This window comes from Alishewanella sp. BS5-314 (assembly GCF_025377695.1).
Classification (GTDB): Bacteria; Pseudomonadota; Gammaproteobacteria; order Enterobacterales; family Alteromonadaceae; genus Alishewanella; species Alishewanella aestuarii.
The window spans coordinates 1,926,394-1,951,333 of the sequence record NZ_JACEHJ010000002.1 but is presented as its reverse complement, the minus strand read 5'-3'; the positions used below and the strand labels follow the sequence as shown (position 1 = coordinate 1,951,333).

The 24,940-nt window shown below is 51.2% G+C and carries 26 protein-coding genes; 22 read left to right on the top strand and 4 right to left on the bottom strand.

Annotated features, from left to right (window positions below):
- Positions 1-39 precede the first annotated feature (39 nt).
- The 10 genes from rnr (at position 40) to alr (ending at position 9,909) form a co-directional block, all read left to right on the top strand.
- A complete protein-coding gene (rnr, locus tag H1D31_RS13570; RefSeq protein ID WP_261259348.1) occupies positions 40-2,412 on the top strand; it encodes a ribonuclease R in 2,373 nt (790 codons plus the stop codon).
- Between the two features lie 32 nt (positions 2,413-2,444).
- Positions 2,445-3,185: a 23S rRNA (guanosine(2251)-2'-O)-methyltransferase RlmB gene (gene rlmB, locus H1D31_RS13565; RefSeq protein ID WP_261259347.1), complete on the top strand. Its 741-nt coding sequence runs from the start codon at positions 2,445-2,447 to the stop codon at positions 3,183-3,185.
- A gap of 389 nt (positions 3,186-3,574) precedes the next feature.
- On the top strand, positions 3,575-5,266 hold the full coding sequence (locus H1D31_RS13560) for a S41 family peptidase (RefSeq protein ID WP_261259346.1): 1,692 nt from the start codon (positions 3,575-3,577) through the stop codon (positions 5,264-5,266).
- Positions 5,263-5,637 carry a hypothetical protein gene (locus tag H1D31_RS13555; RefSeq protein WP_261259345.1) on the top strand — a complete coding sequence of 125 codons (375 nt, stop codon included), beginning with the start codon at positions 5,263-5,265 and terminating at the stop codon, positions 5,635-5,637. Before H1D31_RS13560 ends, H1D31_RS13555 begins: the two co-directional genes overlap by 4 nt.
- A gap of 196 nt (positions 5,638-5,833) precedes the next feature.
- Entirely contained in the window at positions 5,834-6,211 is a 378-nt protein-coding gene (gene rpsF / locus H1D31_RS13550) for a 30S ribosomal protein S6 (RefSeq protein ID WP_008984458.1), read from the top strand.
- Between the two features lie 7 nt (positions 6,212-6,218).
- Positions 6,219-6,524 (top strand): primosomal replication protein N, encoded by a 306-nt coding sequence (gene priB, locus H1D31_RS13545; protein ID WP_261259344.1) that lies wholly within the window; start codon positions 6,219-6,221, stop codon positions 6,522-6,524.
- Between the two features lie 11 nt (positions 6,525-6,535).
- The gene (rpsR, locus tag H1D31_RS13540; RefSeq protein ID WP_008218940.1) at positions 6,536-6,763 is read left to right on the top strand and encodes a 30S ribosomal protein S18; all 228 of its coding nucleotides are present in this window, start codon (positions 6,536-6,538) and stop codon (positions 6,761-6,763) included.
- A gap of 18 nt (positions 6,764-6,781) precedes the next feature.
- Complete coding sequence (gene rplI / locus H1D31_RS13535; protein WP_261259342.1) at positions 6,782-7,234, top strand: 50S ribosomal protein L9; 453 nt, start codon at positions 6,782-6,784, stop codon at positions 7,232-7,234.
- Between the two features lie 207 nt (positions 7,235-7,441).
- A complete protein-coding gene (gene dnaB, locus H1D31_RS13530; protein ID WP_008607116.1) occupies positions 7,442-8,833 on the top strand; it encodes a replicative DNA helicase in 1,392 nt (463 codons plus the stop codon).
- Positions 8,833-9,909, top strand: a complete 1,077-nt coding sequence (gene alr, locus H1D31_RS13525) for an alanine racemase (protein ID WP_261259341.1) — start codon at positions 8,833-8,835, stop codon at positions 9,907-9,909. Before dnaB ends, alr begins: the two co-directional genes overlap by 1 nt.
- 24 nt (positions 9,910-9,933) lie before the next feature.
- Here the strand turns inward: alr and H1D31_RS13520 are convergent, their stop codons facing one another.
- Together H1D31_RS13520 and H1D31_RS13515 are read right to left on the bottom strand one after the other, a co-directional pair.
- A complete protein-coding gene (locus H1D31_RS13520; protein WP_008951232.1) occupies positions 9,934-10,398 on the bottom strand; it encodes a chemotaxis protein CheX in 465 nt (154 codons plus the stop codon).
- 98 nt (positions 10,399-10,496) lie between these two features.
- Positions 10,497-10,934: a transcriptional repressor gene (locus H1D31_RS13515; RefSeq protein ID WP_008607119.1), complete on the bottom strand. Its 438-nt coding sequence runs from the start codon at positions 10,932-10,934 to the stop codon at positions 10,497-10,499.
- Between the two features lie 130 nt (positions 10,935-11,064).
- On the opposite strand from H1D31_RS13515, the gene H1D31_RS13510 reads away from it, so the two are divergent.
- From H1D31_RS13510 to H1D31_RS13475, 8 genes are all read left to right on the top strand, one after another.
- Entirely contained in the window at positions 11,065-11,301 is a 237-nt protein-coding gene (locus tag H1D31_RS13510) for a DUF2798 domain-containing protein (protein ID WP_008607120.1), read from the top strand.
- Between the two features lie 24 nt (positions 11,302-11,325).
- A complete protein-coding gene (gene dusA, locus H1D31_RS13505) occupies positions 11,326-12,321 on the top strand; it encodes a tRNA dihydrouridine(20/20a) synthase DusA (protein ID WP_261259339.1) in 996 nt (331 codons plus the stop codon).
- Positions 12,322-12,527: 206 nt separating this feature from the next.
- Positions 12,528-12,800 (top strand): hypothetical protein, encoded by a 273-nt coding sequence (locus H1D31_RS13500; RefSeq protein WP_261259338.1) that lies wholly within the window; start codon positions 12,528-12,530, stop codon positions 12,798-12,800.
- Positions 12,801-12,995, top strand: a complete 195-nt coding sequence (locus H1D31_RS13495) for a hypothetical protein (RefSeq protein WP_065954586.1) — start codon at positions 12,801-12,803, stop codon at positions 12,993-12,995.
- 116 nt (positions 12,996-13,111) lie between these two features.
- Positions 13,112-14,089: a DUF2333 family protein gene (locus H1D31_RS13490; RefSeq protein ID WP_065954585.1), complete on the top strand. Its 978-nt coding sequence runs from the start codon at positions 13,112-13,114 to the stop codon at positions 14,087-14,089.
- Positions 14,090-14,092: 3 nt separating this feature from the next.
- The gene (locus H1D31_RS13485; RefSeq protein WP_065954584.1) at positions 14,093-14,839 is read left to right on the top strand and encodes a TIGR04219 family outer membrane beta-barrel protein; all 747 of its coding nucleotides are present in this window, start codon (positions 14,093-14,095) and stop codon (positions 14,837-14,839) included.
- Between the two features lie 75 nt (positions 14,840-14,914).
- Positions 14,915-17,041, top strand: a complete 2,127-nt coding sequence (locus H1D31_RS13480; protein WP_261259337.1) for a response regulator — start codon at positions 14,915-14,917, stop codon at positions 17,039-17,041.
- Between the two features lie 102 nt (positions 17,042-17,143).
- Positions 17,144-19,381: an EAL domain-containing protein gene (locus H1D31_RS13475; protein ID WP_261259336.1), complete on the top strand. Its 2,238-nt coding sequence runs from the start codon at positions 17,144-17,146 to the stop codon at positions 19,379-19,381.
- A 63-nt stretch (positions 19,382-19,444) separates the two neighbouring features.
- Here H1D31_RS13475 and ppa read toward each other — a convergent pair whose 3' ends face one another.
- Positions 19,445-19,972 (bottom strand): inorganic diphosphatase, encoded by a 528-nt coding sequence (gene ppa / locus H1D31_RS13470; RefSeq protein ID WP_008607132.1) that lies wholly within the window; start codon positions 19,970-19,972, stop codon positions 19,445-19,447.
- Positions 19,973-20,038: 66 nt separating this feature from the next.
- The gene (locus tag H1D31_RS13465) at positions 20,039-21,034 is read right to left on the bottom strand and encodes a class 1 fructose-bisphosphatase (protein WP_261259335.1); all 996 of its coding nucleotides are present in this window, start codon (positions 21,032-21,034) and stop codon (positions 20,039-20,041) included.
- Positions 21,035-21,220: 186 nt separating this feature from the next.
- Between H1D31_RS13465 and mpl the strand changes: the two genes are divergently transcribed.
- From mpl to H1D31_RS13445, 4 genes are read left to right on the top strand one after another with little or no spacing between them, the layout of a single operon-like run.
- Positions 21,221-22,564 carry a UDP-N-acetylmuramate:L-alanyl-gamma-D-glutamyl-meso-diaminopimelate ligase gene (gene mpl / locus H1D31_RS13460; RefSeq protein WP_261259334.1) on the top strand — a complete coding sequence of 448 codons (1,344 nt, stop codon included), beginning with the start codon at positions 21,221-21,223 and terminating at the stop codon, positions 22,562-22,564.
- Positions 22,565-22,589: 25 nt separating this feature from the next.
- The gene (locus H1D31_RS13455) at positions 22,590-23,225 is read left to right on the top strand and encodes a flavin prenyltransferase UbiX (RefSeq protein ID WP_008951242.1); all 636 of its coding nucleotides are present in this window, start codon (positions 22,590-22,592) and stop codon (positions 23,223-23,225) included.
- Positions 23,194-24,153 carry an ABC transporter ATP-binding protein gene (locus tag H1D31_RS13450; RefSeq protein ID WP_261259333.1) on the top strand — a complete coding sequence of 320 codons (960 nt, stop codon included), beginning with the start codon at positions 23,194-23,196 and terminating at the stop codon, positions 24,151-24,153. The genes H1D31_RS13455 and H1D31_RS13450 overlap by 32 nt, the downstream gene beginning before the upstream one ends.
- On the top strand, positions 24,150-24,920 hold the full coding sequence (locus H1D31_RS13445) for an ABC transporter permease (RefSeq protein ID WP_261259332.1): 771 nt from the start codon (positions 24,150-24,152) through the stop codon (positions 24,918-24,920). The genes H1D31_RS13450 and H1D31_RS13445 overlap by 4 nt, the downstream gene beginning before the upstream one ends.
- Positions 24,921-24,940: the final 20 nt, after the last annotated feature.

The following is a 24,940-nucleotide window of genomic DNA, read 5'->3' as shown; positions in this document are numbered from 1 at the left end:
TACACTGAATAGTACCAAAAGGAAACAAAAGTTTAATTAATGACGGTAAATGATCCGCATCTTGCGCGTGAGCAAGAAAAATACGACAACCCTATCCCCAGCCGCGAGTTTATTCTCGAGCACATCGAAAAACGGCAACAGCCGGCCTACTTTGAAGAACTAGTCAGCGAACTTGGTCTGAATGACGATGAAGCCATTTTTGCGCTGAAAAAGCGCTTACGTGCTATGGAGCGCGATGGCCAGCTGCTGTTTACCAAAAGTAAGCGCTATGGGTTAGTGGACCATATGGATTTAGTCAAAGGCACGGTGATCGGTCATCGTGAAGGCTTTGGCTTTTTAAAAACAGAACAGGGTGGACCAGACTGGTATCTGCCCTTTCATGAAATGCAGCGTTTGCTGCCAGGCGATAAGGTACTGGCGACCGCCGCCAGCGTGAAAAGCAAAGATAAGATCGAAGCGCGGGTGGTGCGGGTATTAGAGCCGCGCAGCGAAGCCATTGTTGGCCGTTATTATAAAGACCATGCGCTGTGCGTTGTGGTACCTGATGATGCGCGGATCTGCCAGGATATTATTGTGCCTGAAGGCGAGCAGGGTGCTGCCCGCCATGGTCAGGTGGTTTTAGTTGAAATTACCCAACGGCCATCGAAGCGGGTTAACGCCATGGGGCGGGTGGTCGAAGTACTGGGCGAGCATATGGCGCCCGGGATGGAAATCGAAGTTGCGATCCGTAATCATCAGATCCCGCACGTCTTTTCTGATGCTGTGATTCAGCAGGTCGCGAAGTTTGGCGAAGAGGTACCGGCTACGGCTAAGCAGGGGCGGGTTGATTTAACACAGCTGCCGCTGGTGACCATCGACGGTGAAGATGCCCGTGATTTTGACGATGCGGTCTATGCCGAAGCCAAAGAGAACGGTGGCTGGAAGCTGTGGGTCGCGATAGCCGACGTCAGTGCTTATGTGCAGTTTGGCACGCCTTTGGATCACAGTGCGCTGGAGCGCGGGAACTCGGTGTACTTCCCGGACCATGTGGTTCCTATGTTACCCGAAGCCTTGTCGAATGGCCTGTGCTCGTTAAATCCGCATGTTGACCGCTTATGCTTTGTCGCTGAAATGCATATCAGTGCGCACGGTAAGCTCGAAAGTTATCAGTTTTACGAAGCGGTGATGCATTCAGCGGCGCGCTTTACCTATAACAAGGTGCATGCCATTTTACAGGGCGATCCTAAGCTACGGCAGGAATATGCCGCCCAGCTAACCAACCTGGAAACCCTGTATAGCCTGTATAAAAAGCTGGCAAAAGTACGGGCACAGCGCGGTGCCATTGAATTTGAAACCGTGGAAACCCGTTTTATCTTTAACAGCCACCGCAAGATTGAGCAGATTGTGCCGGTGCACCGCAACGAAGCGCATAAGATCATTGAAGAATGTATGATTATGGCCAACGTGGCGGCGGCACGCTTTATTGAGAAGCATGAAGCTCATGCCTTATTCCGTGTACACGAGCGGCCGGATGGCGATCGCTTTGCTAACTTTAAACGCTTTTTAGCTGAGCTGGGTATTGAAGCCAATCTGTCAGATGAGCCGACACCGTTGGAGCTGACTGAGGTGCTGGCGCGTTTGTCCGATCGACCCGACCGCGAACTGATTGAAACCACGATGTTGCGCTCGATGAAACAAGCGGTATATCAGGGTGATAATCAGGGGCACTTTGGTTTGGCGTTGGAAGCCTATGCCCACTTTACCTCGCCGATCCGCCGTTATCCGGATCTGGTGCTGCACCGGGCCATTAAAGCCATTCTGGCTAAGCAAGGTCAGCAGGTTACCGGTCCGAAAGCCTATATTGAAAAAGATATGGCGCCACTCGGTGAGCAGTGCTCGATGACCGAGCGGCGGGCTGATGATGCGACCCGTGAAGTCGCCGACTGGCTAAAATGTGAATATATGCAGGATCACCTCGGTTCAGAGTTTCCGGGGGTGGTGTCAACCGTCACCAATTTCGGGCTCTTTGTCAGACTGAGTGACTTGTATATTGAAGGTCTGGTACATGTCACCTCGCTGCAAAATGACTATTACCGCTTTGATACCGAACGGCAAATTCTGACCGGTGAGCACTCAGGTGTCAGTTACCGGATGGGCGATGCGGTGACCGTGAAAGTGGTAGCGGTGAATCTGGAAGCGCGGAAAATTGATCTGGTACTGGTGGGCGAAGCCCGCACCCAGGTTTCTGGCCGGCAGATTAAAGCCAGTAAAAATGCTGCTTTTGAAGAAAAGCTGGCGCGGCAAACTGGCAAAACTGCGCCGGCCAAGGCGGGCAAAGCAACCAAAGCAACCAAAGCAGGCAAAACAACCAAAGCCCCGGCAGGCAAAAAGCCTGCTGCGCCGAAAGCAAAAAAATCCAAGAGTCGCCGCTAGTACAGCGCTCTGTAATTTACGACAGGTAAGCTATGAGTAATGATCTGGTATTTGGCCTGCATGCGGTCGAAGCCTTATTAAAACGCGCGCCACAGGATGTGCTGGAAATTTTCGCGTTAAAAGACCGCGACGACAAACGGATGCAGCCACTGTTGCAGCAAGCGCGGCAACACGGCATTTCAGTGCAATTTTGTAATCGTAAAACCCTGGATGAGATGGTCGGCGGCCAGCATCAGGGTATTGTGGCTAAAGCACGGTTAAGCAGTAGTGGTAACGAGGCCGATCTGGCGGCGATTATTGAAGCCCATAGTAAACCCTTACTATTGGTGCTGGATGGTGTCACCGATCCGCATAATCTGGGCGCGATCTTACGTAGCGCGGATGCGGCGGGTGTACATGCAGTAGTAGCACCGAAAGATCGTTCGGTAAAATTAACATCAGTAGTACGCAAAGTGGCCTGCGGTGCCGCCGAGTCGGTGCCCTTTATCACGGTAACGAATCTGGCGCGCACGTTGCGGCAATTACAGGAAGCCGGTGTTTGGGTAGTGGGTACTGCCGGTGAAACGGAGACTCTGGTCTACCAGGCCGATCTAAAAGGGCCTTTAGCGCTGGTATTAGGCGCCGAAGGTGAGGGTTTGCGGCGTCTGACCCGGGAAACCTGTGACGCACTGGTAAAGATACCGATGTTTGGCACTGTATCCAGTCTGAATGTCTCTGTTGCGGCAGGGATCTGTTTGTTTGAAGCGGTCCGGCAACGGCAGTCGCTCATCTGACACCCTAGGGCGTGTTGACGTTTGCTGCTTAGATTTTGTTCACACTGGCGGCACTTTGATCGCGAAACGAGGAGCGCAGTTTAGTTATTCTAAATTAGTGACGAGTGCCAAAGAGCAAAGTGTCGCCAGTGCGAACCCTTCGGGCAGCGTTTGGCTGGCGTTTCTACTGCGTTATCGCTTGTTCATGTAGAATAACTACACATCGCAAGCTCTGCCTTGTATAAACACCAGCCAAACAGCTGCAAAAACAAGCAGCAAACGTCAACACGCCCTATTTACCCGTACTATACTCAGGGGCACCAGAGTGTGCTTAACTTGCAGCTTGGCGTGGCTTGTGTTAATTTCACGTAAATTAATGGCTGCTCTATAGTTGTAGATGGAGGTTTAGCATGGGTAAACAACAGTTTTCGGGTCGTTCGGCGCTGTCATTACTGGCATTGTCATTGGTTACATTGTCGTTGACGGCTTGCGGTGGTTCGGGCGGGTCAGGCTCTGGCGGCGTTGGAGGTGGCAGTGGCGGCAGTGGCGGTGGTAGCACTTTACCTGCAGCACCGGTATGGGTTGCAGGACAGTTTCCGGCGGAGAGCACCTTAAAAGATTTCTGCCAGACGCCACGTACCGGCACCGATCCGTTCAGTAACCGACCATTCCCGGATCGTGCCGGTACTGCGATGCATGAAAAGATGTGGCTGCGGTCCTGGACTAATAATACCTACCTCTGGTATCGCGAGGTCGCAGATCGTGACCCAGCACCGTTCTCGGTAGCGCAGTATTTTAACCTGCTAAAAACAGAGCAACTGACCGACTCCGGCACGCCAAAAGATAACTTTCATTTCACGGAAAATACTGCTGAATATCAACAGCAAACTCAGGCCGGTGTGTCGGCTGGTTATGGTATTCGCTGGTCCTTTGGCCGTAACTCACCACCTCGCTCTCTGACCATTGCCTATACTGAGCCCAATTCACCCGGCGCCAATGCGGGTCTGGCGCGTGGCGATCAGCTACTGAGCATTAACGGTGTCGACTTTATTAACGATAATACCCAGGCTGGTATTGATCTGCTGAATCGCGCGCTCTTTCCATCGGCAACCGGCCAGAGTTATAACTTTGTCTTTCAGTCTGCTACTGGCGTTCGTAAAGAAGTCAGCATGACCTCGGCGAACGTGTCCAGCAGTCCGGTGCAGAATGTCCGGGTATTGGATACCGCAGCCGGTAAAGTCGGTTATATGCAGTTTAACAGCCATATTGCGCTGGCCCAGCAGCAGCTGATTAATGCGGTCAATCAGTTTGCTTCGGCGAACGTGAATGAACTGGTGATTGATTTGCGTTATAACGGCGGCGGCTTGCTGGCCCTTGCCTCGCAGCTTGGCTATATGGTCAGCGGTCCGAATATTATTCAGGGCCGTTTCTTTGAGCGCACGATCTTTAACGATAAGCACCCAACCATCAATCCGGTTACCGGTGGCACTCTGTCACCTATACCGTTTTATAGCCGGGTGATTGACTATGAAGCCGGTGTTCTGACTAATACCACTCTACCATCATTGAATTTAAGCCGGGTTTTTATCCTCAGTACCGGCAATACCTGCTCCGCCAGTGAAGCCTTTGTTAATGCACTCAGAGGTATTGATGTCGAGGTGATCCTGATTGGTGGCCGTACCTGTGGTAAACCCTATGGCTTTTATCCAACCGATAACTGTGGCACCACCTACTTTACTATTCAGTTTACCGGTATTAATGCCAAGGGCTTTGGCGAGTATGCCGATGGCTTTGTACCGCGCACCAATCCGGTGTTTCAGGCCGATGTAAAAGGTTGCCCATTAGCTGATGATTTCAGCCAACCCCTTGGCGACCCGGCGGAGCGGTTGTTAGGTGCTGCCCTGTACTATGCCCAGAACAACAGTTGTCCGACGGTGAGTGCAGGTGCATCGGGGGCGGGTGCCGCGGCCTGGCTGCAACCAGAAGCCAGGATCGACAGTGACGAGCCCGGACAAATGCGCTTATTAGACCCGCGCTATCAGGACATCCTGCTCAACAATAAGCTGGTGACTGAGTTGCTACCGGCTGAGGGGGCGCAGTGAGAGCCATTGCCCTGCTGTTAAGCTGCTGTGCTGTTATGCTGGCAGCCTGTCAGCATAGCCGGGCGGCTGAGCCTGCGGTGCTGAGCAACGTGGAACCCGGCGTCCGGCAACAGCTGAATGATTTTATCGTCAGTATTGTTGGAGGCACCAGTGTTACGCTGGCTGATGATGTGTTGATGCACAGCACTGAACTTTTTATCGAACAGCGGATGCCAGTAGATAGTCAGGGCAGGCCGCTGGATGGGCGGCATAGTTTGCCATCCTACCGTTTTGTACTGGTTAGAGTCGGGGACAGTTGTATTTTACAGCATCCTGGCTCAGGCAAGAGTGTCCGCCTTAACGGTGCCCGTTGCCAGCTGGCGCCCCGTTAAAGTCATTAACGCCGCGAACTTGAAGTTCAGGCCAGCTTGCTGGCCTGAACTTTTTTTGTGCAATCTGCCGCTTTCACTTGTTATTTCACGGCTGACTCCTTAAAATACGCGACCTTCGGCCATACACTCAACGTTCCTTGCCTTTATAAGAACCCGGCCGAGTTCTTCCGAGGCTTACTAACCGTAAGGAGCTACAATGCGTCATTACGAAATCGTTTTTATGGTTCACCCTGATCAGAGTGAACAAGTGCCTGGTATGATCGAGCGTTACACTGGCGCGATCAAAGAAGCGGGCGGTTCTATCCACCGTTTAGAAGATTGGGGTCGTCGTCAACTGGCTTACCCAATTCAAAAACTGCACAAAGCACACTATGTGCTGATGAACGTGGAAGCACCACAAAGCGTGATCGATGAGCTGGAAACTAACTTCCGCTACAACGATGCGGTATTACGTAACCTGATTATGCGCACTAACGGTGCCATCGTTGAGCCATCACCAATGGCTAAGGTACGTGAAGAGCGTCGTGAGCGTGCTCCTCGTGAAACTGAAGAGCAAGTAGCAAACGACGAGTAAGTTGGAGATGGACAATTGCTTTGTGCTAAGTGGCGCCCTCTGCCGGCACCCTGAGCGCAGTGAGAGTCCGGCGGGTATCCCGCACACTGTGTTAACCCTGGAACATCGCAGTATGCAACAGGAGGCTGGCTTAAACCGTCAGGCTTATGTGCGGATGCAGGTGGTATTAAGTGGCACAGTGTTACAACAACACGCTCAGCATCTGACGTTGGGCAGTATGGTTAGGGTGAGCGGTTTTTTAAACCGGCACCAAAGCCGCAGTGGTCAGGCAAAACTGGTCCTGCATGCGCAACAGATTGAACAATTAAGTTAGGAGACAGACAAATGTCACGTTTTTTCCGTCGCCGTAAGTTCTGCCGTTTTTCTGCAGAAGGCACTGTAGAGATTGATTACAAAGACACCGCCGTTCTGAAGAACTATGTTACAGAAAGTGGCAAGATCGTACCAAGCCGTATTACTGGCACCAGCGCTAAATACCAGCGTCAGTTAGCCCGCGCCATCAAACGCGCCCGTTACCTGGCCCTGTTACCATACAGCGACTCACACAGCTAATACAGAGGGGTATAGGCAATGCAAATTATTCTGTTAGACAAAGTCGCAAACCTGGGTGGTTTAGGTGACAATGTAACTGTTAAGTCTGGTTATGCCCGTAACTTCTTATTCCCTCAGGGTAAAGCAGTTCCGGCTACTAAGGCTAACATCGAGAAATTCGAAGCCCGTCGCGCTGAATTAGAAGCCAAACTGGCTGCTGGTTTAGCTGCTGCTAACGACCGTGCTGCCAAGGTAGCTGAACTGGCCCAGGTGACTATCGCTTCTAAAGCGGGTGACGAGGGTAAACTGTTCGGTTCTGTTGGTACCCGTGATATCGCTGATGCGATCACTGAAGCCGGCGTAGCTGTAGCTAAAGCGGAAGTGAAGTTACCAAATGGTACTTTACGTGAAACTGGCGAGTTCGACATCGACCTGCAGTTACACGCTGAAGTGATTGCCACTATCAAGGTAATCATTATCGCTGAAGCCTAATTGGCTAAGACGCACTGCCGCCTGGCAGTGCGTTTTCTCTGTTCTGTTATATCCTCTGCTTTTCCCGCTGCTTTTGCTGTTAACTTCATCACCATTCAACTGCCAGTCAGCCTGTCACAGGTAAAATTTTCAAAGCTTTAATTGGCATTGGCGCAGTCGCAGGTTAGCATGACGCCATCAGCAAGTTTTTTCCTGTGGTAGTACAACGTGGCACAACAAAGTGTAAAAGATAAGCAGGTTGCAGCAGTAAAGATGCCGCCGCATTCGATTGAAGCGGAGCAATCAGTGCTGGGCGGCCTGATGCTGGATAATGAAGCCTGGGATCGGGTTTCCGAAAAAGTGGTAGAGCATGATTTTTATCTGCGCTCACACCGGCTGATTTTTAATGCGATGGCGCGCCTGGCGGAGGGCAATCAGCCAATTGACCTGATCACCGTTTCGGAAGCGCTGGAAGCCAACCAACAGTTAGACGATATTGGTGGTTTTGCCTATTTGGGCGAAATTGCCAAAAACACGCCCAGTGCCGCCAATATTCTGGCCTATGCCGATATCGTCCGCGAACGCGCGGTAGTGCGGGATATGATTGGTGTTGCCCATGATATCGCTGACGCCGGTTACGATACTCAGGGCCGCACCGCGGCTGAGCTGTTGGACTTTGCCGAAACCAAAGTCTTTAAAATTGCCGAGCAACGCGCCAAAGCCAATGAAGGGCCTGAGCCCATCAACAGCATCCTCGCCAAAACCATTGATAAAATTGATGCGCTGTATCGCTCACCGCAAAATGGTATAACCGGGGTATCGACCGGCTATGTCGATCTGGACAAGATGACCAATGGTTTGCAGCCGTCGGATCTGATTATTGTCGCGGCGCGACCATCAATGGGTAAAACCACCTTTGCCATGAACCTGTGTGAACATGCGGCTATTACCAGCGATAAGCCAGTGCTGATTTTCAGCTTAGAGATGCCGTCAGACCAGATTATGATGCGGATGCTGGCCTCTTTGGGCCGGATTAACCAGACCAAGGTGCGTACCGGCCAGCTGGAAGATGAAGATTGGGCGCGGTTGTCATCGGCGATTGAGCTGCTGAACAGCAAAGGCAAAATGTATATCGATGATGCCTCAGGCTTAACCCCGACCGAAGTGCGTTCCCGAGCGCGGCGGATTGCCCGCGAGCATGGTGGCTTAAGCATGATCATGGTCGACTATCTGCAGCTGATGACGGTACCGGGGATGAGCGAAAACCGTACGCTGGAGATTGCCGAAATTTCCCGCTCGTTAAAAGCCCTGGCAAAGGAATTAAAGGTGCCGGTGGTAGCGCTATCGCAGCTTAACCGTTCACTGGAGCAGCGCGCCGATAAGCGGCCGGTTAACTCTGATTTACGGGAATCGGGTTCGATCGAACAGGATGCGGATTTGATTATGTTTATCTACCGGGATGAGGTCTATCACGAAGACAGCGCCGATAAAGGCACCGCCGAAATTATTATTGGTAAGCAGCGGAATGGCCCGATAGGCCGGGTGCGTTTAACTTTCCACGGCCATTTTTCGCGTTTTGATAATTATGCCGGCAGTGCCCGTTTTGAGGATGAGTATTAATGAGTCGGCGGCCGGTCGCGCAAATCAATTTACAGGCACTGCAGCATAATCTAAGTCGGGTTCGGCAGTTAGCGCCAAATAGCCATGTTCTGGCGGTGTTAAAAGCCAATGCTTATGGTCATGGCCTGGTTAAAGTGGCGCAGACGCTGAGTGATGCTGATGCCTTTGCCGTGGCGCGGATTGATGAAGCTCTGGCGCTGCGCACTGGTGGTATTGTGAAACCGATAGTGCTGCTGGAGGGCTTTTACGAAGCGGCCGAGTTACCGCTGTTACTGGCTAACAATTTGCAAACCGTGGTACATAACGAGTTGCAGTTACAGGCGTTGGAACAAACTGTGCTGGATGGCCAGCTAAAGGTCTGGCTGAAGATTGATAGCGGCATGCACCGGTTGGGGATCGAGCCAGCGCAGTTTGACGATTTTTACCGCCGGCTGTGGCAATGCAGTGCGGTATTACCGGGGATCCGGCTGATGAGTCATTTTTGCTGTGCCGATGAACCTGACTCAGACCGCACCTTACAGCAACTGGCAGTCTTTGCTGACTTAACGGCTGGTAAGGCAGAGCAGCGCAGTTTAGCTAACTCCGCTGCAATCCTGGCGTTTCCACAGAGCCATGCCGAATGGGTCAGACCCGGGTTGATGCTGCATGGTATTTCACCTTTCGCCGGGAAAATTGGCAGCGAGCATCAACTGCAACCGGTGATGCGACTGAGTAGCCGCCTGATAGCTCTGCGTCAGGTGCGTGCCGGTGAGCGGGTTGGCTATGGCGGGTATTGGCAGGCCAGTTGTGATACCACGCTAGGCGTTATAGCAGTAGGTTATGGTGATGGTTATCCGCGCCACGCGATAAATGGCACACCGGTTTGGTTAAACGGGCGGGAAGTACCGCTGGCCGGCCGGGTGTCGATGGATATGATTACTGTGGATTTGGGGCCGAATGCTTTGGATCAACTTGGCGACGAAGCCGTATTGTGGGGGCCTGAACTGGCCATTGAACGGGTGGCAGCCTGTGCGGCTACCATACCTTATGAGCTACTGTGTAATATTACGCCACGGGTTGATTATCAGTACTGCTGAGCGCTAACATGCCGCGTTCAGCGGTTACTTATCAAAACTGACTTCAATATGGACTTTGCCAAAGTCTGAGTTAAACGGCATCAGAATGGTTGGGCCGTCACACTTGTGGGTAATAGTATGATTTTTACCCGATACCACGATCGGGGTAGCCATCGAAAATTCGTAGCCTTTTTCACCCAGAATGCGCTTGGCACCGCCGGTGACCATATTGGTAATTTCACCCACCATATCGGTTACATCGGCATTGATGCCTGCCGGTTTTTCACCCAGCATCCGGAACATAATTTCAATCGCCAGACTCTCATCGAAGCTCACAGAAAACGACCCTTTCATGGTCGGGCCGACCATACCAATCAGACCTGAGACATCGCCCTGCGCGACTTCATCTTTTTTAACCCGTGGCTGGCCCGGCACAATTTTGGTATTGGCCATGGTCGAAAGCACATTGACGAGTGAGGAAAGAAAAGGGTTTATATATTCAACATTCATTTAAAATGCCTACGAGTTGAGGATTCGAGATAATGGCAACAAAATTAAGCCTAGAAGTTTTTTCTTTATTATACAAGAGTGCAGCTAATGTTTTGCGGTTAATTTCCATGGCACTGCCGACAAATCCCCCGCGCCTCTATCGTTTTCCGGTGAATATGAAAACCCAGTGCCGAGGCCAGTTTGCTAAATTCTGCGTCTAAAGTGGCCGAATGCAGTTCGGTCACATTGCCACATTTCTCACATATCAACAGCTGCGCCGGGTGATGCTTGTCGAAATGCTGGCACAGCATGAAAGCATTACTTGACTCAATCTTATGAATAAAGCCCTGCTCAGTCAGAAACTCCAGCGCCCGGTAGATCGTTGCCGGTTTGGCAGCGGGTTCAGTTTGTTTCAATTGTTCCAGTAATTCATAGGCACCCTGGCCGCCATGATTTTCTGCCATCAAGCGGAAAACTTTCTCCCGAATACTGGTAAAGCGGGCGCCATTTTGCTCGCAGATGGCTCTGGCTTTTGATACTAAACTCTCAGTAGACATGCTTGCCCTCCCATACTTAGCCGCAGTGTACCATATTGTTAGTCTGAAACCAGTGACTGTAAGAAGCCGCACATTCAAGCCGAAAATCGGGTATAATTTCGCGTTTTTTAAACCCGGGTCAAAGTGTGATATGCCAAAACTGCCTGCTAAAGCCGCGTCACTGGTCATGCCATTGTTACTCTCAGTGCTGATGACGCTGATCGTATCCTTGGTCAGCACCCTGAAAAGTCTTGGGCTGGAGGCTTTTACACTGCAAGGGTGGCTATCAGCCTGGGGCCTATCCTGGCTGATTGCTTTTCCGACCTTGCTACTGGTGTTGCCACTGGTGAAAAAATTAACGGCTTATCTGGTTCATGCCGGGTCCTGATTTCTGTCTGAATGGTTTGCTAACTTGAATAACGCTATCTTGCCACAAAAATTTTCCGTTGCTCCGATGCTGGATTGGACCGATCGGCATTGTCGCTATTTTCATCGTCTGATGAGCAAGCATGCGGTGCTATATACCGAGATGGTCACAACCGGCGCCATTATCCATGGTAAAGGCGATTATCTTGGTTTTAATCTGCAAGAGCAGCCGGTAGTACTGCAGCTGGGCGGTTCCGAACCGGCTGAGCTGGCGCATTGTGCCAAGCTGGCTGAGCAGCGTGGTTATGCGGCAATAAACTTAAATGTCGGCTGCCCATCAGATCGGGTGCAGAACGGTATGTTTGGTGCTTGCCTGATGGCCAGGCCGCAACTGGTTGCCGATAGTGTTAAGGCGATGCAGGATGTAGTCAGCATTCCGGTCAGTGTAAAAACCCGCATCGGTATTGACGATTCTGACGAGTATCAGTTTTTACAGGATTTTGTCGCCACTGTCGCGGCAGCAGGATGTCGGCAATTTGTGATCCATGCCCGCAAGGCCTGGTTAAAAGGTTTAAGTCCGAAAGAAAACCGCGAGATCCCGCCGCTGAACTACCCAAGGGTTTATCAGTTAAAGCAGGATTTCCCGACGCTGGACATTAGTATCAATGGTGGAATCAAAACCCTGGCTGAGGCTGAGCAGCAGCTGCAATATTTGGATGGCGTGATGATTGGCCGAGAGGCCTATACCAACCCTTATCTACTGAGCCAGGTCGATGCCGTGCTATATCAGGATGTCTGGTCGGTACCGGGTCAGCATCAACTGGTACGGTTGATGGTGCCCTACATTGAGCAGCAAATGCAGCAAGGGGCGCGTTTTTGGCATATTGCCCGTCATATGTTAGGGCTGTTTCAGGGGCAGCCGGGTGCCCGGCAGTGGCGTCGCTTACTGAGTGAGCAAGGACATCTAGCTGATGCCAAACCAGAGTTGCTGTTACAGGCGCTATCACTGGTGCCTGAATCGCCAGACGCTACGGCTAATTAACTGACTGTCTATATAAAAACCAAAAAATAGCAAAATTGACTATTTTTTGGTTTTCTAGCTTTTCTGTACTTACAGCTTCCTTTGTTGCTCTCTAAATTAATCAATACGAAACAAATGGTTATGTAGTTTTTCGGCTTTGGCATGCCCCTTGAATTCAGTATCGCAGCAGTACCGAACCACTGAACTGAATTTGCAGGAGCAACAAGATGCTTACGTTAACTACTCTTTTCTTTACCAGCGTTGTTAGTTTAAACAGTACGCCACCAGCAGTAGATCCAGCTGAATCGCTGCGCGCTGCCATGACCACACAGCAACAACTATGGCAACAGCAGCTACGGCAGGATGTGCGGCAACAAACGCAGCTGGCTATCGCCAGCAGCATGGCCCAGGTGCAACTGGTGTTACAGCAACCTGACGATATGCCACAGTTGGCACAACGGACTGCTGAGAAAGCGGTCGTAACAATGGTGGCAGAGTAAATGTTGGCCTTTGCTGAGCAGACTTTACTGCTGATCTATTTGCTGCCGGTATTGGGCTTGTTACTTGGCGCTATGCCAGCCGTGCTGGTCTGGCAGGCTTACAAAAAAGGCTGGGCCTGGCGGGGCAGGAGCTTAATGCGACCAAGATTATCATCGGCTTATCGCTGCCGCGACAGTGGTTTTGGTGTAAGATAGTGTTGTCCGCAGCGGCACCAGGCACAGATGATGCGTAATAGCTGCCTGCGGATAGCGCAGATCGACAGGATGCCGTGACGCTCTGTCACGACTATGCCAAAACGTTAGGACAAGATATGAATAAAACCTCTACTCTGTCAGCCGCTGCGGCCGGGACCTTACTGGTGCTGTGGCTGTTTAGTTGGTGGGTAAGTCGCGAGCCTGCCTTATTGATAGAAGAAGTGCAGCAAGGCTTACATCTGGATGATGGCAGCCGGGTTGTCGGCTACAACACTACGACTGCCTTGATCCGTGTTACGGAAACTCTGCTACAAAAACGCGGCGGCTATATGTCAAATGATATTCTGCCGCCCTTTAGCTTACTGGATAATATGCCAGCCTGGGAATTTGGCGTGCTGGAGATGTCACGCGATCTGGCACTGGCGTTTCGCAAAGACTTTAGCCGCTCTCAGTCGCAATCAGCGGAAAATGCCTTTTTACGGATTGCTCAACCACAGCTGAATATCGACCATCGCAGTTGGGTATTACCGAGCGCCGAATCCGAATATCGCAAGGCGATTGCCCAACTCTATTTATACCGCAGCGCCTTGGTCGATCCAAAACAAACGGACAGCCAGTTCTATGCCCGGGCAGACAATCTGCGTGACTGGCTGAAGAATGTCGAAAAGCGCCTGGGTAGCTATTCACAGCGTCTCAGTGCCAGTGTGGGGCAGGAGCGTTTTAATACCGATCTCGCTGGCGACATCGCTGCCCGTCAGTCGACGGAAACACCAGACCGCCGCTTTGTAAAAACCAGCTGGTGGAAACTGGATGATGAATTTTATGAAGCGCGCGGCGCAACCTGGGCATTGCTGCACTTCCTCAAAGCGGTGGAAATTGATTTTGCGGAAGTGCTGCAGCGTCGCAATGCGATGGTGAGCTTACAGCAAATCATTCGTGAGCTGGAAGCCGCTCAGCAGCCTATTCACAGCCCGATGGTATTAAACGGCAGTGGCTTCGGTATTTTGGCTAATCATAGCCTGGTGATGGCAAATTATATCTCCCGCGCCAATGCGGCGCTGATTGATTTATCTGAATTATTAAAGCAAGGATAGGGAATGAAAGTGGTAAGAATCTTGGCGCTGGCCGCAACAGTTAGTATGGCGCCGGTACAGGCGGATACGTTTTTCGGTGTACACGCGGGCTATGATAGCTGGCAAGCCGGTACCAAGGGTGGTTTTGCGAATAGTCAGCAATTACAGGATTTTAGTTTTCGGGATAAGAACCAACAAGGCTATTATCTGGCGTTTGAACATCTGGTACCAGTGTTACCCAATCTTAGAGTGCAGTGGCAGAATTTACAAAGCCAGGGGCATACTGAACTGAACAACAGCTTCAGTTTTGGCGGAGTAACCTTTGCGGCCGGTACCGCGCTGAGTACTGAGCTGGATTTTCGGTATACCGATTATGTGCTGTACTACGAGTTACTGGATAATAGCTTGCTGCAGCTTGATCTGGGTCTGGTTGCCAAAAAACTCTCCGGTGAACTGACAATAATGGCCGCGAACCGCCAGGCCAGCCAAAGTGTCCGTCAATGGCTACCTTTGTTGTATCTGGATAGTCGGCTTGGTTTGCCGGGCAGTGGTCTGGAGCTGTTTGCCAATGGCCAGGCAAGCCAGTTTAGTGGTAATCATTGGTATGATCTGCAAGCCGGCGTCGCCTATCAGTTGGTAGACAGTCTGACACTGGATGTCAGATTAAAACTTGGCTATCGCTGGTTGGATCTGCAGTTGGATGATATCGACGATCTTTACGCCGGTATCACCTTTAGTGGCATCTTCGCAGGTATCGCGGTACATTTCTAACCTGCTTTTCGAAACAGGGGCAAGACTTGAGCCCCGGCTACTTTAGACATATAGTGGTGCTCTGATTTTATTGTCTTGAGCACCACCTTGATCGCCCTGTATCGCTATTTATTCTTGTTCTACTGCGCGGCCTGTGCCGTGTTAGTGATGTCAACCTTGCTTTGGCAGCAACATCAAAACCGGCAACTGCTTCAGGCACAGCTGCAACTATACGGTGATGTGATCCAACTCGCGTTATCCCCGAAGCTTGGTCAGGCTGCGCCAGAGCAGTTGCAGCAACAGCTGGCGGAATTACAGTTCGGTGCCAGTATACCGGTGGCCGCGTTGGCATTGTATCCGTTGCAGGGGGAACTGCTGTTGTCGGTTGGACAGACAGAGTTGGTACCGCTGGAGTTACCGGGTCAGGACTTTAGCAGTTTAACGCTGATTACGCTGAGCGGTCGCGATGTTGCGGTGTTGCCATTACAAAAGCCGGCTTTACCCTTCGAACCTTTTTCCAGCCAACCTACATATCTGTTACTGATTATCCCTGAAGCTCCGACCGCGATTTGGCTACTATGGTGGCCGGCGGTATTGGCGTGGGTATTATTGACGGTGTTGCTGCTGTTAGCCTGGCGTTTGCGGGAGGCGCCTCAGCGTCAACAGCTACAACGTTTACAGACGTTTAAACAGCGAGCCGAGTCATTACAGTTACAAGGTGTCGAGCCACTATTGCAATGTCAGGACAGCGCCGGGCTGGACCAGGCATTACTGCAAGTACTGCAGCAGCAGCAACAGCTGGAACAACAGAACAAGCAGCTCGATACGCAACAGCAGCAGCTGATGGCTCAGCTTGAGGTGTTTCAGCTGCAAAGTGAGCAGCAACAGATACAGCAACAGCGCAGGCAACAGTGTCTGATCCGTTGGTTGCACCAGTGGCAGCTGTTAGGTCAGCGCAAGCCACAGCTGACCGAAGCGATGTTCGACACTCTACAACAGCTGCATTATTGTTATGCCAAGCATCAATTTGCTGCAGCTGGCTTGCAGCCGCAGCCATTACTGTTACCGGAGTGGCTGACCGAACAGCTCGGCGCGCTCAATATGCTGTTGCCTGATGATTGCGCTATGGATTGGTTGGAATCCGGAGACTGTTATCAACTGTTGCCGGAAATCGATGCTGAATTTTTAAAGCATGTATTACAAGCTATGTTGTTATTGGCACTGCGTTCAGAGTCTGCAAGGCGTTTTAGTTTTAAACTGCAGTTGCTCGCTAGTCCAGATCCGCAGCTAAGTTTACAACTGGCCTGTGATGGTAATGGTTTACCACGACATCTGACCGCGCAGCTGCACGAAGCGGATAGTTCGGCCTTGCAATGGCGCGATGCTGATATCGCCGTCCTTAAACTGGCCGCCAAGTTACTGAATGCCAGTTTGCATGTTGAGTCGCTGGAGGGGTTAGGTGTGCGCATCAGCCTGCAATGGGCGTTAATCGCAGCTACCCGGCATAGTTTGCCACTGCTGGAGCATTTGCTGGTATTCGATGCAGATCCCGAGCGTTTGACCGAGCGCCTGCAGAGCTTGCATAACCTGGCGTTGCAAGTGAGCAGTTGTAGTAATCTCAGCGAACTTCGCAAAAGGCTACAGGAGCAAGCATACTCTGCGATACTGATTTTTCTGCCTGGTCAGGCCCCCTGCCAGGAGTGGTTAACGGTATTAACGGAGATCCGCTGTCCACGTTTTATTTTTGTTCCGCCGCTTAGCCTGTCGCTGTGGCAGCAAAACCTCAGCTGCCTTTCCAGCGCCGATTTTTGTCTGGGTTGGCTCGCACAGCGGCTACACGAGCTGGCAACGCGCCCTTTGAAACATCTACTGGTTGTCGATGATAACGAGACTAATCAGGCTTTTATCAAGGTTTTGTTACAGCATAAGGGCGTGCAACTGACTTCAGCACTGACGGGAGCTGAAGCCCTGACACTGTGTCAACAGCAACAGTTCGATTTGGTGTTGTTGGATATCAGACTACCGGATTTGGCAGGTACGGAAGTCGCCCGTCAGCTAAGGCGTCTGACGTCCTATCAACAGGTGCCGTTACTGGCTTTTACTGCACACGCTTTGCCAGCAGAGATAGCAAGTTTCCGCGCTGCCGGTATGGATGATATTGTGCTTAAACCCTTGGATCCCTGTAAATTTGAGACTTTGCTGCAGCATTATCGGCTGTGCTGATGTGGTTGCAGTTTAGGGCATGTAAAATTAAATCGCTGCAGGATTTCTTTTTCTGCAAAGATGCGGGTATATTTACAGCAAGCTTTAGCAAAGGACCAGCTCATGACATCAAAAGAAACAGAGGACGGATTTCTGTTTTTAGCCGATGACGACAGTGCCAGTGTGCCAAAAGAACCTGCTGCAGGGGTCTGGCCGCTGCTTATCGTAGACGATGACCAGGAAATTCATACTGTCACTAAGTTAGCACTTAGTGACCTGGTCGTATTGGGAAAACAGCTGGAGTTTCATCATGCCTATTCAGGCCAGCAGGCGCTGGATTTTCTGAAGCAACACCCTGATACCGCTTTAGTTCTGCTCGATGTGGTAATGGAAACCGATGATGCCGGCTTGCAGGTGGTACGACGGATCCGTGATGAGCTGCAAATGGACGAATTACGCATCGTGTTGCGGACAGGACAACCCGGTTATGCTCCGGAAGAAAGCGTTATTAAAGAATATGATATTAACGACTACAAAACGAAGACCGAGCTGACCCGCAGTAAACTTGTCACCACCATTATCTCTTCTTTGCGTTCTTACCAACAAATTAAGACCATTAATCAGAACCGCCGTGGCTTGCAGAAGATCATTAAGGCCGGAGCCAATTTATTAGAGCAGCACTCTTTACACGAATTTTCCGAAGGGGTGGTTACTCAAATCTCTTCGCTAATTGGTCTGCACGCGGAAGGGGTGCTTTGTGCCCAGATTGAGGACGATGGTACCGCCAGCGATAAAATTTATGTGCTAGGCGCCGCCGGTCATTATGCCCCCTTTATTAAATGTCAGCTTGACCGGCTGGACAATAAACGTATTGTTGAACAGATTAATCTCTGCCTGAAAAATCGGCAGCACCTGTTTTCAGATCAGGACACGGTATTATATTTGGGTAATGAAAAACATAATGCCGCAGTTTATATTGAAACCAACCGCCCGATTGAAGATGCAGATAAGCAGCTGATTGAAGTCTTCCTTAGTAATATCTCTGTCGGTTATGAAAACGTTGCTCTGTTCCAGCAATTAAAACATGCCGCTTATATCGATCCGCTGACCAAGACACCAAACCGCAACGAATTTATTCAGATTTTACAGGATACCCGCCGCTTTGAACCTGAGCATATGGTGGCGGTACTGGTTGATATTGACCACTTTTCCGATGTTAACGATGGTCTGGGGCAGGATGTCGGCAATGAACTGCTGATTGCGATTACGCTGCGCTTGATCGAGCATTTTGGTATCAGTTCACAGTTAGGCCGTATTGGTGCCGACGTTTTTGCGTTGGTGGGGCCGGAAGATGAGTTAACGCCAGAGCGTTTGACTGCTGTTTTCGCGCAACCGTTCCAGGCATCGGAACATAGCCTGCAAATGAATGCGACCTTTGGCATCTGCCGGCTGCGCGAAGCTGCAGAGCAGGGCATGGTGATTATGAAGCAGGTGTATATTGCGCTGAATAAAGCCAAAAAAACCCTGGGCGTACACCATCAGTATTATGAACCGGCAATGGAAGAAGAGGTGACAGAGCGGCTGACGATGCTCAGAATGCTGCGCGCCGATTTTGCACTGGACAAACTGGAACTCTGGTATCAACCACAGCTGTGTCTGAAGAGCCAGGCCGTGGTTGGGATGGAGGCTTTATTACGTTGGCCACATCAACCCGGGCGCTATATCTCGCCAGCGATCTTTATTCCGCTGGCAGAGTATTCAGGCCTGATTGTCGATATCGGACAATGGGTTTTAGAGCAGGCCTGTAAGCAACTACAGCAATTAGCGGCAGCCAACTGTGGCAGTCTGCGAATTGCGGTAAATGTGTCGATGCCACAATTCCGTTCGCCGCATTTTGTGCCGTCCGTTATCGACACGGTAAAACGCTATCAGGTCAATCCGGAGTTACTGGAGCTGGAGATCACTGAGTCAGTGGTGATGGACGAGCCGAAAATCGTGATTGATGCACTGCAGCAGCTAAAAAGCTTTGGTATTAAGGTGGCGATCGACGACTTTGGTATTGGTTTTTCATCGCTGAGCTATTTGCAGCAACTGCCACTGGATCGGATCAAGGTAGACCGCGCCTTTGTCAGCACGGTAGCGAATGAGGGCGGCGGACTGATTGCTGAGACCATTATCAGTTTAGGTAAACGTATCGGTCTGTCGACCATTGCCGAGGGGGTTGAAACCAAGGAGCAGCTGCAGGCCGTTATGGCGATGGGCTGCGAAGAGGTGCAGGGGTATTTGTTTGCCAAACCGATGCCTGCTGCCGATTTAATGCAGTATTTACTGGCGTATCAGGATGGCCGGTTAAAGCCTTAATGTTAACGCCAATAAAAAACCGGAGCGCGCTCCGGTTTTTTATTGGCAACAGCGGCTGTTGGCTTATTTTTTGGCGCGCTCGAACGAGGTCATAATTTCAGCTTTCGCGGCGGCGGCATCAGCCCAACCGGTAACTTTAACCCACTTACCTGGCTCCAGCTCTTTGTAACGCTCAAAGAAATGCTGGATTTGCTTTTTCAGCAGCTCAGGCACATCGTTGATATCCTGGATATGGTCATACAGTTTGGTCAGCTTGCTGACCGGTACGGCAATAACCTTGGCATCCTGACCAGACTCATCTTCCATATTCAGTACGCCAACCGGGCGACATTTAATCACGGCGCCTGGTACCAGTGGGTAAGGCGTTGGTACCAGTACGTCAACCGGGTCACCATCCAGCGACAGGGTCTGATTCACAAAGCCGTAGTTGCAGGGATAGAACATAGGGGTGGCCATAAAGCGGTCTACCCAGACGGTACCGGTGTCTTTATCCACTTCGTATTTGATTGGATCGGCATTGGCCGGAATTTCAATAATTACGTTAATTTCATCCGGCAGATTTTTGCCAGCTGCTACATCGCTTAAGCTCATTGCTGTGTCCTCTGAGTAATTTACTGCCGCCATTATAATGACGGCCGTAAAAATGGCTATTGATAATTAGTCTGATGTGGTTGGCGCACTACCGGTTTGATGGTAGCCAACACAGGTTTCCACTTCATGTTTGGAACCTAAAATCACTGCTACCCGCTGATGGATATCAGTCGGAGTGATTTCCATAATGCGTTGATAACCGGTGGAGCTGGCGCCGCCAGCCTGTTCGACCAGAAAGCTCATCGGGTTAGCTTCATACATCAGGCGTAATTTATCCGGCTTGGCCGGATCTTTACGATCACTGGGGTAGGCAAAGATGCCGCCACGACAGAGTACCCGGTGCACATCGCCGACCATGGCGGCAATCCAGCGCATATTGTAATTTTTACCGCGCACCCCCTCTTTACCTTTCAGTAAATCGGCGATGTAACTTTGCATCGGTGCCTGCCAGTAGCGCTGATTTGACATATTGATGGCAAACTCGGCGGTGTATTTCGGGATAGTGGCCTGCTCTTCGGTTAACAGGAAGCCGCCATAGGTTTTATCCAGGGTGTAAAGGCGGGTGCCTTTGCCGGTGGTCAGCGCCAGCATCGTTGATGGGCCATACAGCACATAGCCGGCGGCCAGCTGTGCCGTTCCCGGCTGTAAAAACTGGCTGGCATCACTGGCGTCCTTGTGTGGATCGGCCGGTAAAATCGAGAAAATAGTGCCTATCAGGCTATTGATATCGGTATTGGAGGACCCATCTAAAGGGTCAAAGGTCACCAGATAGCGGCCACGCGGATTACCCGGTACGATATCATCCTCTTCTTCTGAGCTGATAGCTTTCACCACGCCGGTTTCCAGGATCACTTCTTTTAGTAATTCGTTCGCGATCACATCCAGTTTTTTCTGGGTTTCGCCCTGCACATTTTCTGACAGAGTTGAACCCAGTACACCGGCCAGTTCGCCCTGACCGACGCGGAAGGCGATTTCGCGGCAGGCCGCCAGGATAGTTTTTAACAACGAGATCAGATCCGGATCCACGCCATCTTGTTGCAGTACGGGTGAGATGCGACGCATTATAGTAGGTCCTTGTTATATTTTCGGGTAAGACAGAGTCAGACCGGTTAAGCTTTCGTCCGGTACAAGTGGCGAAATCTCATTCAGTCTGGGTTATTTTAAAGAATTTATTCTTAAATTGCAGTTTTGATCGCAGCTTATTCTGCATTTGCTACAATAAGCCCCTGCTTAACAGAGAAGTACATTATGCATATTCATATTCTGGGGATTTGCGGCACCTTTATGGGCGGTATCGCAGCCCTGGCCAAAGCCCTTGGCCATCAGGTCACAGGTTCCGATCAACAGGTTTACCCGCCGATGAGCACTCAGTTGGAACAGCTGGGTATCAGTCTGACTCCGGGTTATGACCCCGCACAGCTGGAACCGGCCCCGGATCTGGTGATTATCGGTAATGCCTTATCGCGTGGTAATCCGGCCGTTGAGTATGTGCTGGAACATAACCTGCCTTACACCTCAGGCCCACAGTGGTTATCCGAACAGTTACTGCAGCAGCGCTGGGTACTGGCGGTTGCCGGCACCCACGGTAAAACCAGCACCGCCAGTATGTTGGCCTGGATCTTAGACTATGCCGGTCTTAAGCCGGGTTTTCTGATTGGCGGTGTGCCGCAAAATTTCGGCGTTTCTGCCCGCTTAGGTGAGGCGCCGTTCTTTGTGATTGAAGCCGACGAATACGATACGGCGTTTTTTGATAAGCGCTCCAAATTTGTGCATTACCGGCCGCGTACCCTGGTGATTAACAACCTTGAGTATGATCATGCGGATATCTTCCCGGATCTGGCAGCGATCCAGCGACAGTTTCATCACTTGTTGCGCACCGTGCCAGCTTCAGGGCTGGTGTTATCTCCGGAAGCGACGCCTGCTGTCGCCGAGACGCTGGCGCTGGGCTGCTGGAGCCAACGTGAAGCCTATGGCAGTGACTGGCAGGCCGAGTTATTAACACCGGATGGCAGTCAGTTTGCGCTGTATTGGCAACAGCAACAGGTGGCGCTGGTAAATTGGTCGCTCAGTGGCCAGCACAATGTTGATAATGCGGTGATGGCGATTGCTGCCGCGCGTCATGCCGGGGTACCGGTTGGTGTTGCAGCCGAGGCCTTAGCCAGCTTCGTGGCACCAAAACGGCGGATGGAGCTGAAAGGCTCTCCACAAGGTATTGCGATCTACGACGATTTTGCCCATCACCCCACCGCTATTGCTACTACGCTGCAAGGCTTGCGGACGAAAGTGGGCCAGGCGCGGATTATCGCCGTATTAGAGCCGCGATCTAATACCATGCGCCTCGGTGTGCATCAGGCCGCCCTGCCGCAGGCGCTGTTAACGGCAGATCAGGTGTTTTTATATGAGCCACGCAATGCCGGCTGGTCGATGGCCGAGCTGGCCGCGCGGTTGGCGATGCCGGCCAGTGTCTGTTATGACATTGCTGAGCTGAAAGCCAGTATTCTGGCGCTGGTGCAGCCAGGCGATCAGATAGTAATAATGAGCAATGGCGCCTTCGGCGGCATTCATCAACAACTACTGGAGGCGCTGAGTTAAGCGTGGCCAGTCGATAGGAAAGCCAATGATAACCAGCAAAGAGATTACTCTGGCCTTTAGCGGTGCCTCGGGTGCGCCCTACGGTTTACGTTTATTACAGGTATTGTTAGCGCAGGGCATTAAAGTGCATCTGCTGATGTCCAGTGCGGCGCGGGTGGTGTTTGCCACTGAGCAGCAATTGCAGTTAAGTGCTGCGCCGGAGAAATGCGCACAGCAGCTGGAACAGTACCTGCAAGCTGCACCCGGCCTGTTAAAGGTTTATGGTAAGGACGATTGGTTTTCGCCGGTTGCTTCCGGCTCGGCAGCGCCGAAACAGATGGTGGTTTGTCCCTGTTCTACCGGCAGTCTGTCGGCTATCGCGCAGGGCGCCAGTGATAACCTGCTGGAGCGTGCCGCTGATGTGGTAATTAAAGAAGGTGGCAAGCTAATACTGGTGCTGCGGGAAAGCCCACTTAGTGCCATTCATCTGGAAAATATGCTGAAGCTGGCCCGCCTTGGCGTCTGTATTATGCCGGCCGCGCCCGGTTTTTATCATCAGCCGCAGCAAATCAGCGATTTGGTCGACTTTATGGTGGCCCGGGTCTTGGATCAACTGGGCTTAGCACAACAGTTAGTGGGGCGCTGGGGCTATGACTCGCGACAACAGCAAGCAGGAGAATAGCGTGACGCTGGCACTGGACATTAAAGACTTACATAAAATCTATCGTAGCGGCACAGTCGCACTCAGTGGTATCGATTTACAGGTACAGCAGGGCGATTTTTTTGCTTTGCTGGGGCCAAATGGTGCCGGTAAAAGTACCACCATCGGTATTATCAGTGCGCTGGTCAATAAAAGCCGCGGTCAGGTCAAGGTATTTGGCTTTGACCTGGATACCGAGCTGGAAGCGGCAAAAAGTCAGCTCGGCCTGGTGCCGCAGGAATTTAACTTTAATCAGTTTGAAACCCTGCTGCAAATCGTAGTCAATCAGGCCGGCTATTATGGTGTGCCGCGTGCGGTGGCCTTACAGCGTGCTGAGAAATATTTAGGCCAGCTGGGGTTATGGGAAAAACGTCATGCCCGGGCCCGTGAGTTGTCAGGTGGCATGAAGCGGCGGCTAATGATTGCCCGGGCACTGATGCATGAGCCAAGGTTGTTGATCCTCGATGAGCCGACGGCCGGTGTCGATATTGAGCTAAGGCGCTCAATGTGGGAGTTTTTACGCACGATAAATCAGCAGGGCGTGACGATTATCCTGACCACCCATTATCTGGAAGAAGCCGAGATGCTGTGTCGTAATATCGCCATTATTGATAAAGGGCGGATTATCGAAAACACCAATATGAAAGCCTTGTTATCCAAGCTGGGTAAAGAAACCTTTATTCTGGATCTGGACCAACTGCCGGACAGCCTGCAGTTGGCTGACTTTGTCTGGCGTAAGTTAGATCAACACAGTCTGGAAGTGGACGTAGAGAAAAGTGCTGGCTTAAACCCGATCTTCGAACAACTTAGTGCGCAGCAGGTAAAGGTGTTATCAATGCGGAATAAAGCCAACCGGCTGGAAGAGCTGTTTGTCACCTTAGTAGAACATGGCAGAGGACAAGCAAAATGACAGCTCGTTATCTGATTGCGTTACAAAGTATTCTGACCAAAGAGATTACGCGCTTTATGCGCATTTGGGTGCAAACCCTGGTGCCGCCGGCCATTACCATGAGCCTGTATTTTGTTATTTTCGGTAGCCTGATTGGCTCACGGATCGGCCAGATGAATGGCTTTAGTTATATGGAGTTTATTGTTCCCGGTCTGATTATGATGTCGGTCATTACCAACTCCTACGCCAATGTGGCTTCGTCGTTTTTTAGCGCCAAGTTCCAGCGTAATGTCGAAGAGCTGCTGGTAGCGCCGGTACCCAACTATATTATTGTGCTCGGTTATGTCGGTGGAGGCATGGCGCGCGGTATTCTGGTGGGGCTGATCGTGACGGTGCTGTCGCTGTTTTTTGTCACCATTAGTATTCATAATCTGGCGATTATTATGCTGACGGTGCTGCTCACCTCAATGTTGTTTGCGCTGGGAGGCCTGATTAATGCCGTCTATGCCAAGACCTTTGACGATATCAGCATTATTCCAACCTTTGTGTTAACGCCCTTAACTTACCTCGGCGGTGTCTTCTATTCGCTGACACTGTTGCCCGGATTCTGGCAGCAACTGGCGCAACTAAACCCGATTGTTTATATGGTGAATGCGTTCCGCTTCGGCTTTCTGGGCTATACCGATGTCAACTTATGGCTGGCGCTGGTGGTGGTGCTGAGCTTTATTCTGGTGTTATTCAGTTATGCGATGTATCTGATCAACAAAGGCATTGGTTTACGCAGTTAGCGGCGCAATAAAACAGACGC

What these genes read in the sequence shown, in the direction of transcription:
- ppa (WP_008607132.1), bottom strand. Translation starts at nt 19,972, where the DNA reads ATGAGCTTAAGCGATGTAGCAGCTGGCAAAAATCTGCCGGATGAAATT.
- H1D31_RS13500 (WP_261259338.1), top strand. Translation starts at nt 12,528, where the DNA reads ATGCTTACGTTAACTACTCTTTTCTTTACCAGCGTTGTTAGTTTAAAC.
- rpsR (WP_008218940.1), top strand. Translation starts at nt 6,536, where the DNA reads ATGTCACGTTTTTTCCGTCGCCGTAAGTTCTGCCGTTTTTCTGCAGAA.
- H1D31_RS13490 (WP_065954585.1), top strand. Translation starts at nt 13,112, where the DNA reads ATGAATAAAACCTCTACTCTGTCAGCCGCTGCGGCCGGGACCTTACTG.
- H1D31_RS13520 (WP_008951232.1), bottom strand. Translation starts at nt 10,398, where the DNA reads ATGAATGTTGAATATATAAACCCTTTTCTTTCCTCACTCGTCAATGTG.
- H1D31_RS13510 (WP_008607120.1), top strand. Translation starts at nt 11,065, where the DNA reads ATGCCAAAACTGCCTGCTAAAGCCGCGTCACTGGTCATGCCATTGTTA.
- H1D31_RS13445 (WP_261259332.1), top strand. Translation starts at nt 24,150, where the DNA reads ATGACAGCTCGTTATCTGATTGCGTTACAAAGTATTCTGACCAAAGAG.
- H1D31_RS13515 (WP_008607119.1), bottom strand. Translation starts at nt 10,934, where the DNA reads ATGTCTACTGAGAGTTTAGTATCAAAAGCCAGAGCCATCTGCGAGCAA.
- H1D31_RS13485 (WP_065954584.1), top strand. Translation starts at nt 14,093, where the DNA reads ATGAAAGTGGTAAGAATCTTGGCGCTGGCCGCAACAGTTAGTATGGCG.
- H1D31_RS13475 (WP_261259336.1), top strand. Translation starts at nt 17,144, where the DNA reads ATGACATCAAAAGAAACAGAGGACGGATTTCTGTTTTTAGCCGATGAC.
- H1D31_RS13465 (WP_261259335.1), bottom strand. Translation starts at nt 21,034, where the DNA reads ATGCGTCGCATCTCACCCGTACTGCAACAAGATGGCGTGGATCCGGAT.
- rpsF (WP_008984458.1), top strand. Translation starts at nt 5,834, where the DNA reads ATGCGTCATTACGAAATCGTTTTTATGGTTCACCCTGATCAGAGTGAA.
- alr (WP_261259341.1), top strand. Translation starts at nt 8,833, where the DNA reads ATGAGTCGGCGGCCGGTCGCGCAAATCAATTTACAGGCACTGCAGCAT.
- mpl (WP_261259334.1), top strand. Translation starts at nt 21,221, where the DNA reads ATGCATATTCATATTCTGGGGATTTGCGGCACCTTTATGGGCGGTATC.
- H1D31_RS13455 (WP_008951242.1), top strand. Translation starts at nt 22,590, where the DNA reads ATGATAACCAGCAAAGAGATTACTCTGGCCTTTAGCGGTGCCTCGGGT.
- H1D31_RS13450 (WP_261259333.1), top strand. Translation starts at nt 23,194, where the DNA reads ATGACTCGCGACAACAGCAAGCAGGAGAATAGCGTGACGCTGGCACTG.
- rplI (WP_261259342.1), top strand. Translation starts at nt 6,782, where the DNA reads ATGCAAATTATTCTGTTAGACAAAGTCGCAAACCTGGGTGGTTTAGGT.
- H1D31_RS13495 (WP_065954586.1), top strand. Translation starts at nt 12,801, where the DNA reads ATGTTGGCCTTTGCTGAGCAGACTTTACTGCTGATCTATTTGCTGCCG.
- rnr (WP_261259348.1), top strand. Translation starts at nt 40, where the DNA reads ATGACGGTAAATGATCCGCATCTTGCGCGTGAGCAAGAAAAATACGAC.
- rlmB (WP_261259347.1), top strand. Translation starts at nt 2,445, where the DNA reads ATGAGTAATGATCTGGTATTTGGCCTGCATGCGGTCGAAGCCTTATTA.
- priB (WP_261259344.1), top strand. Translation starts at nt 6,219, where the DNA reads ATGGACAATTGCTTTGTGCTAAGTGGCGCCCTCTGCCGGCACCCTGAG.
- H1D31_RS13560 (WP_261259346.1), top strand. Translation starts at nt 3,575, where the DNA reads ATGGGTAAACAACAGTTTTCGGGTCGTTCGGCGCTGTCATTACTGGCA.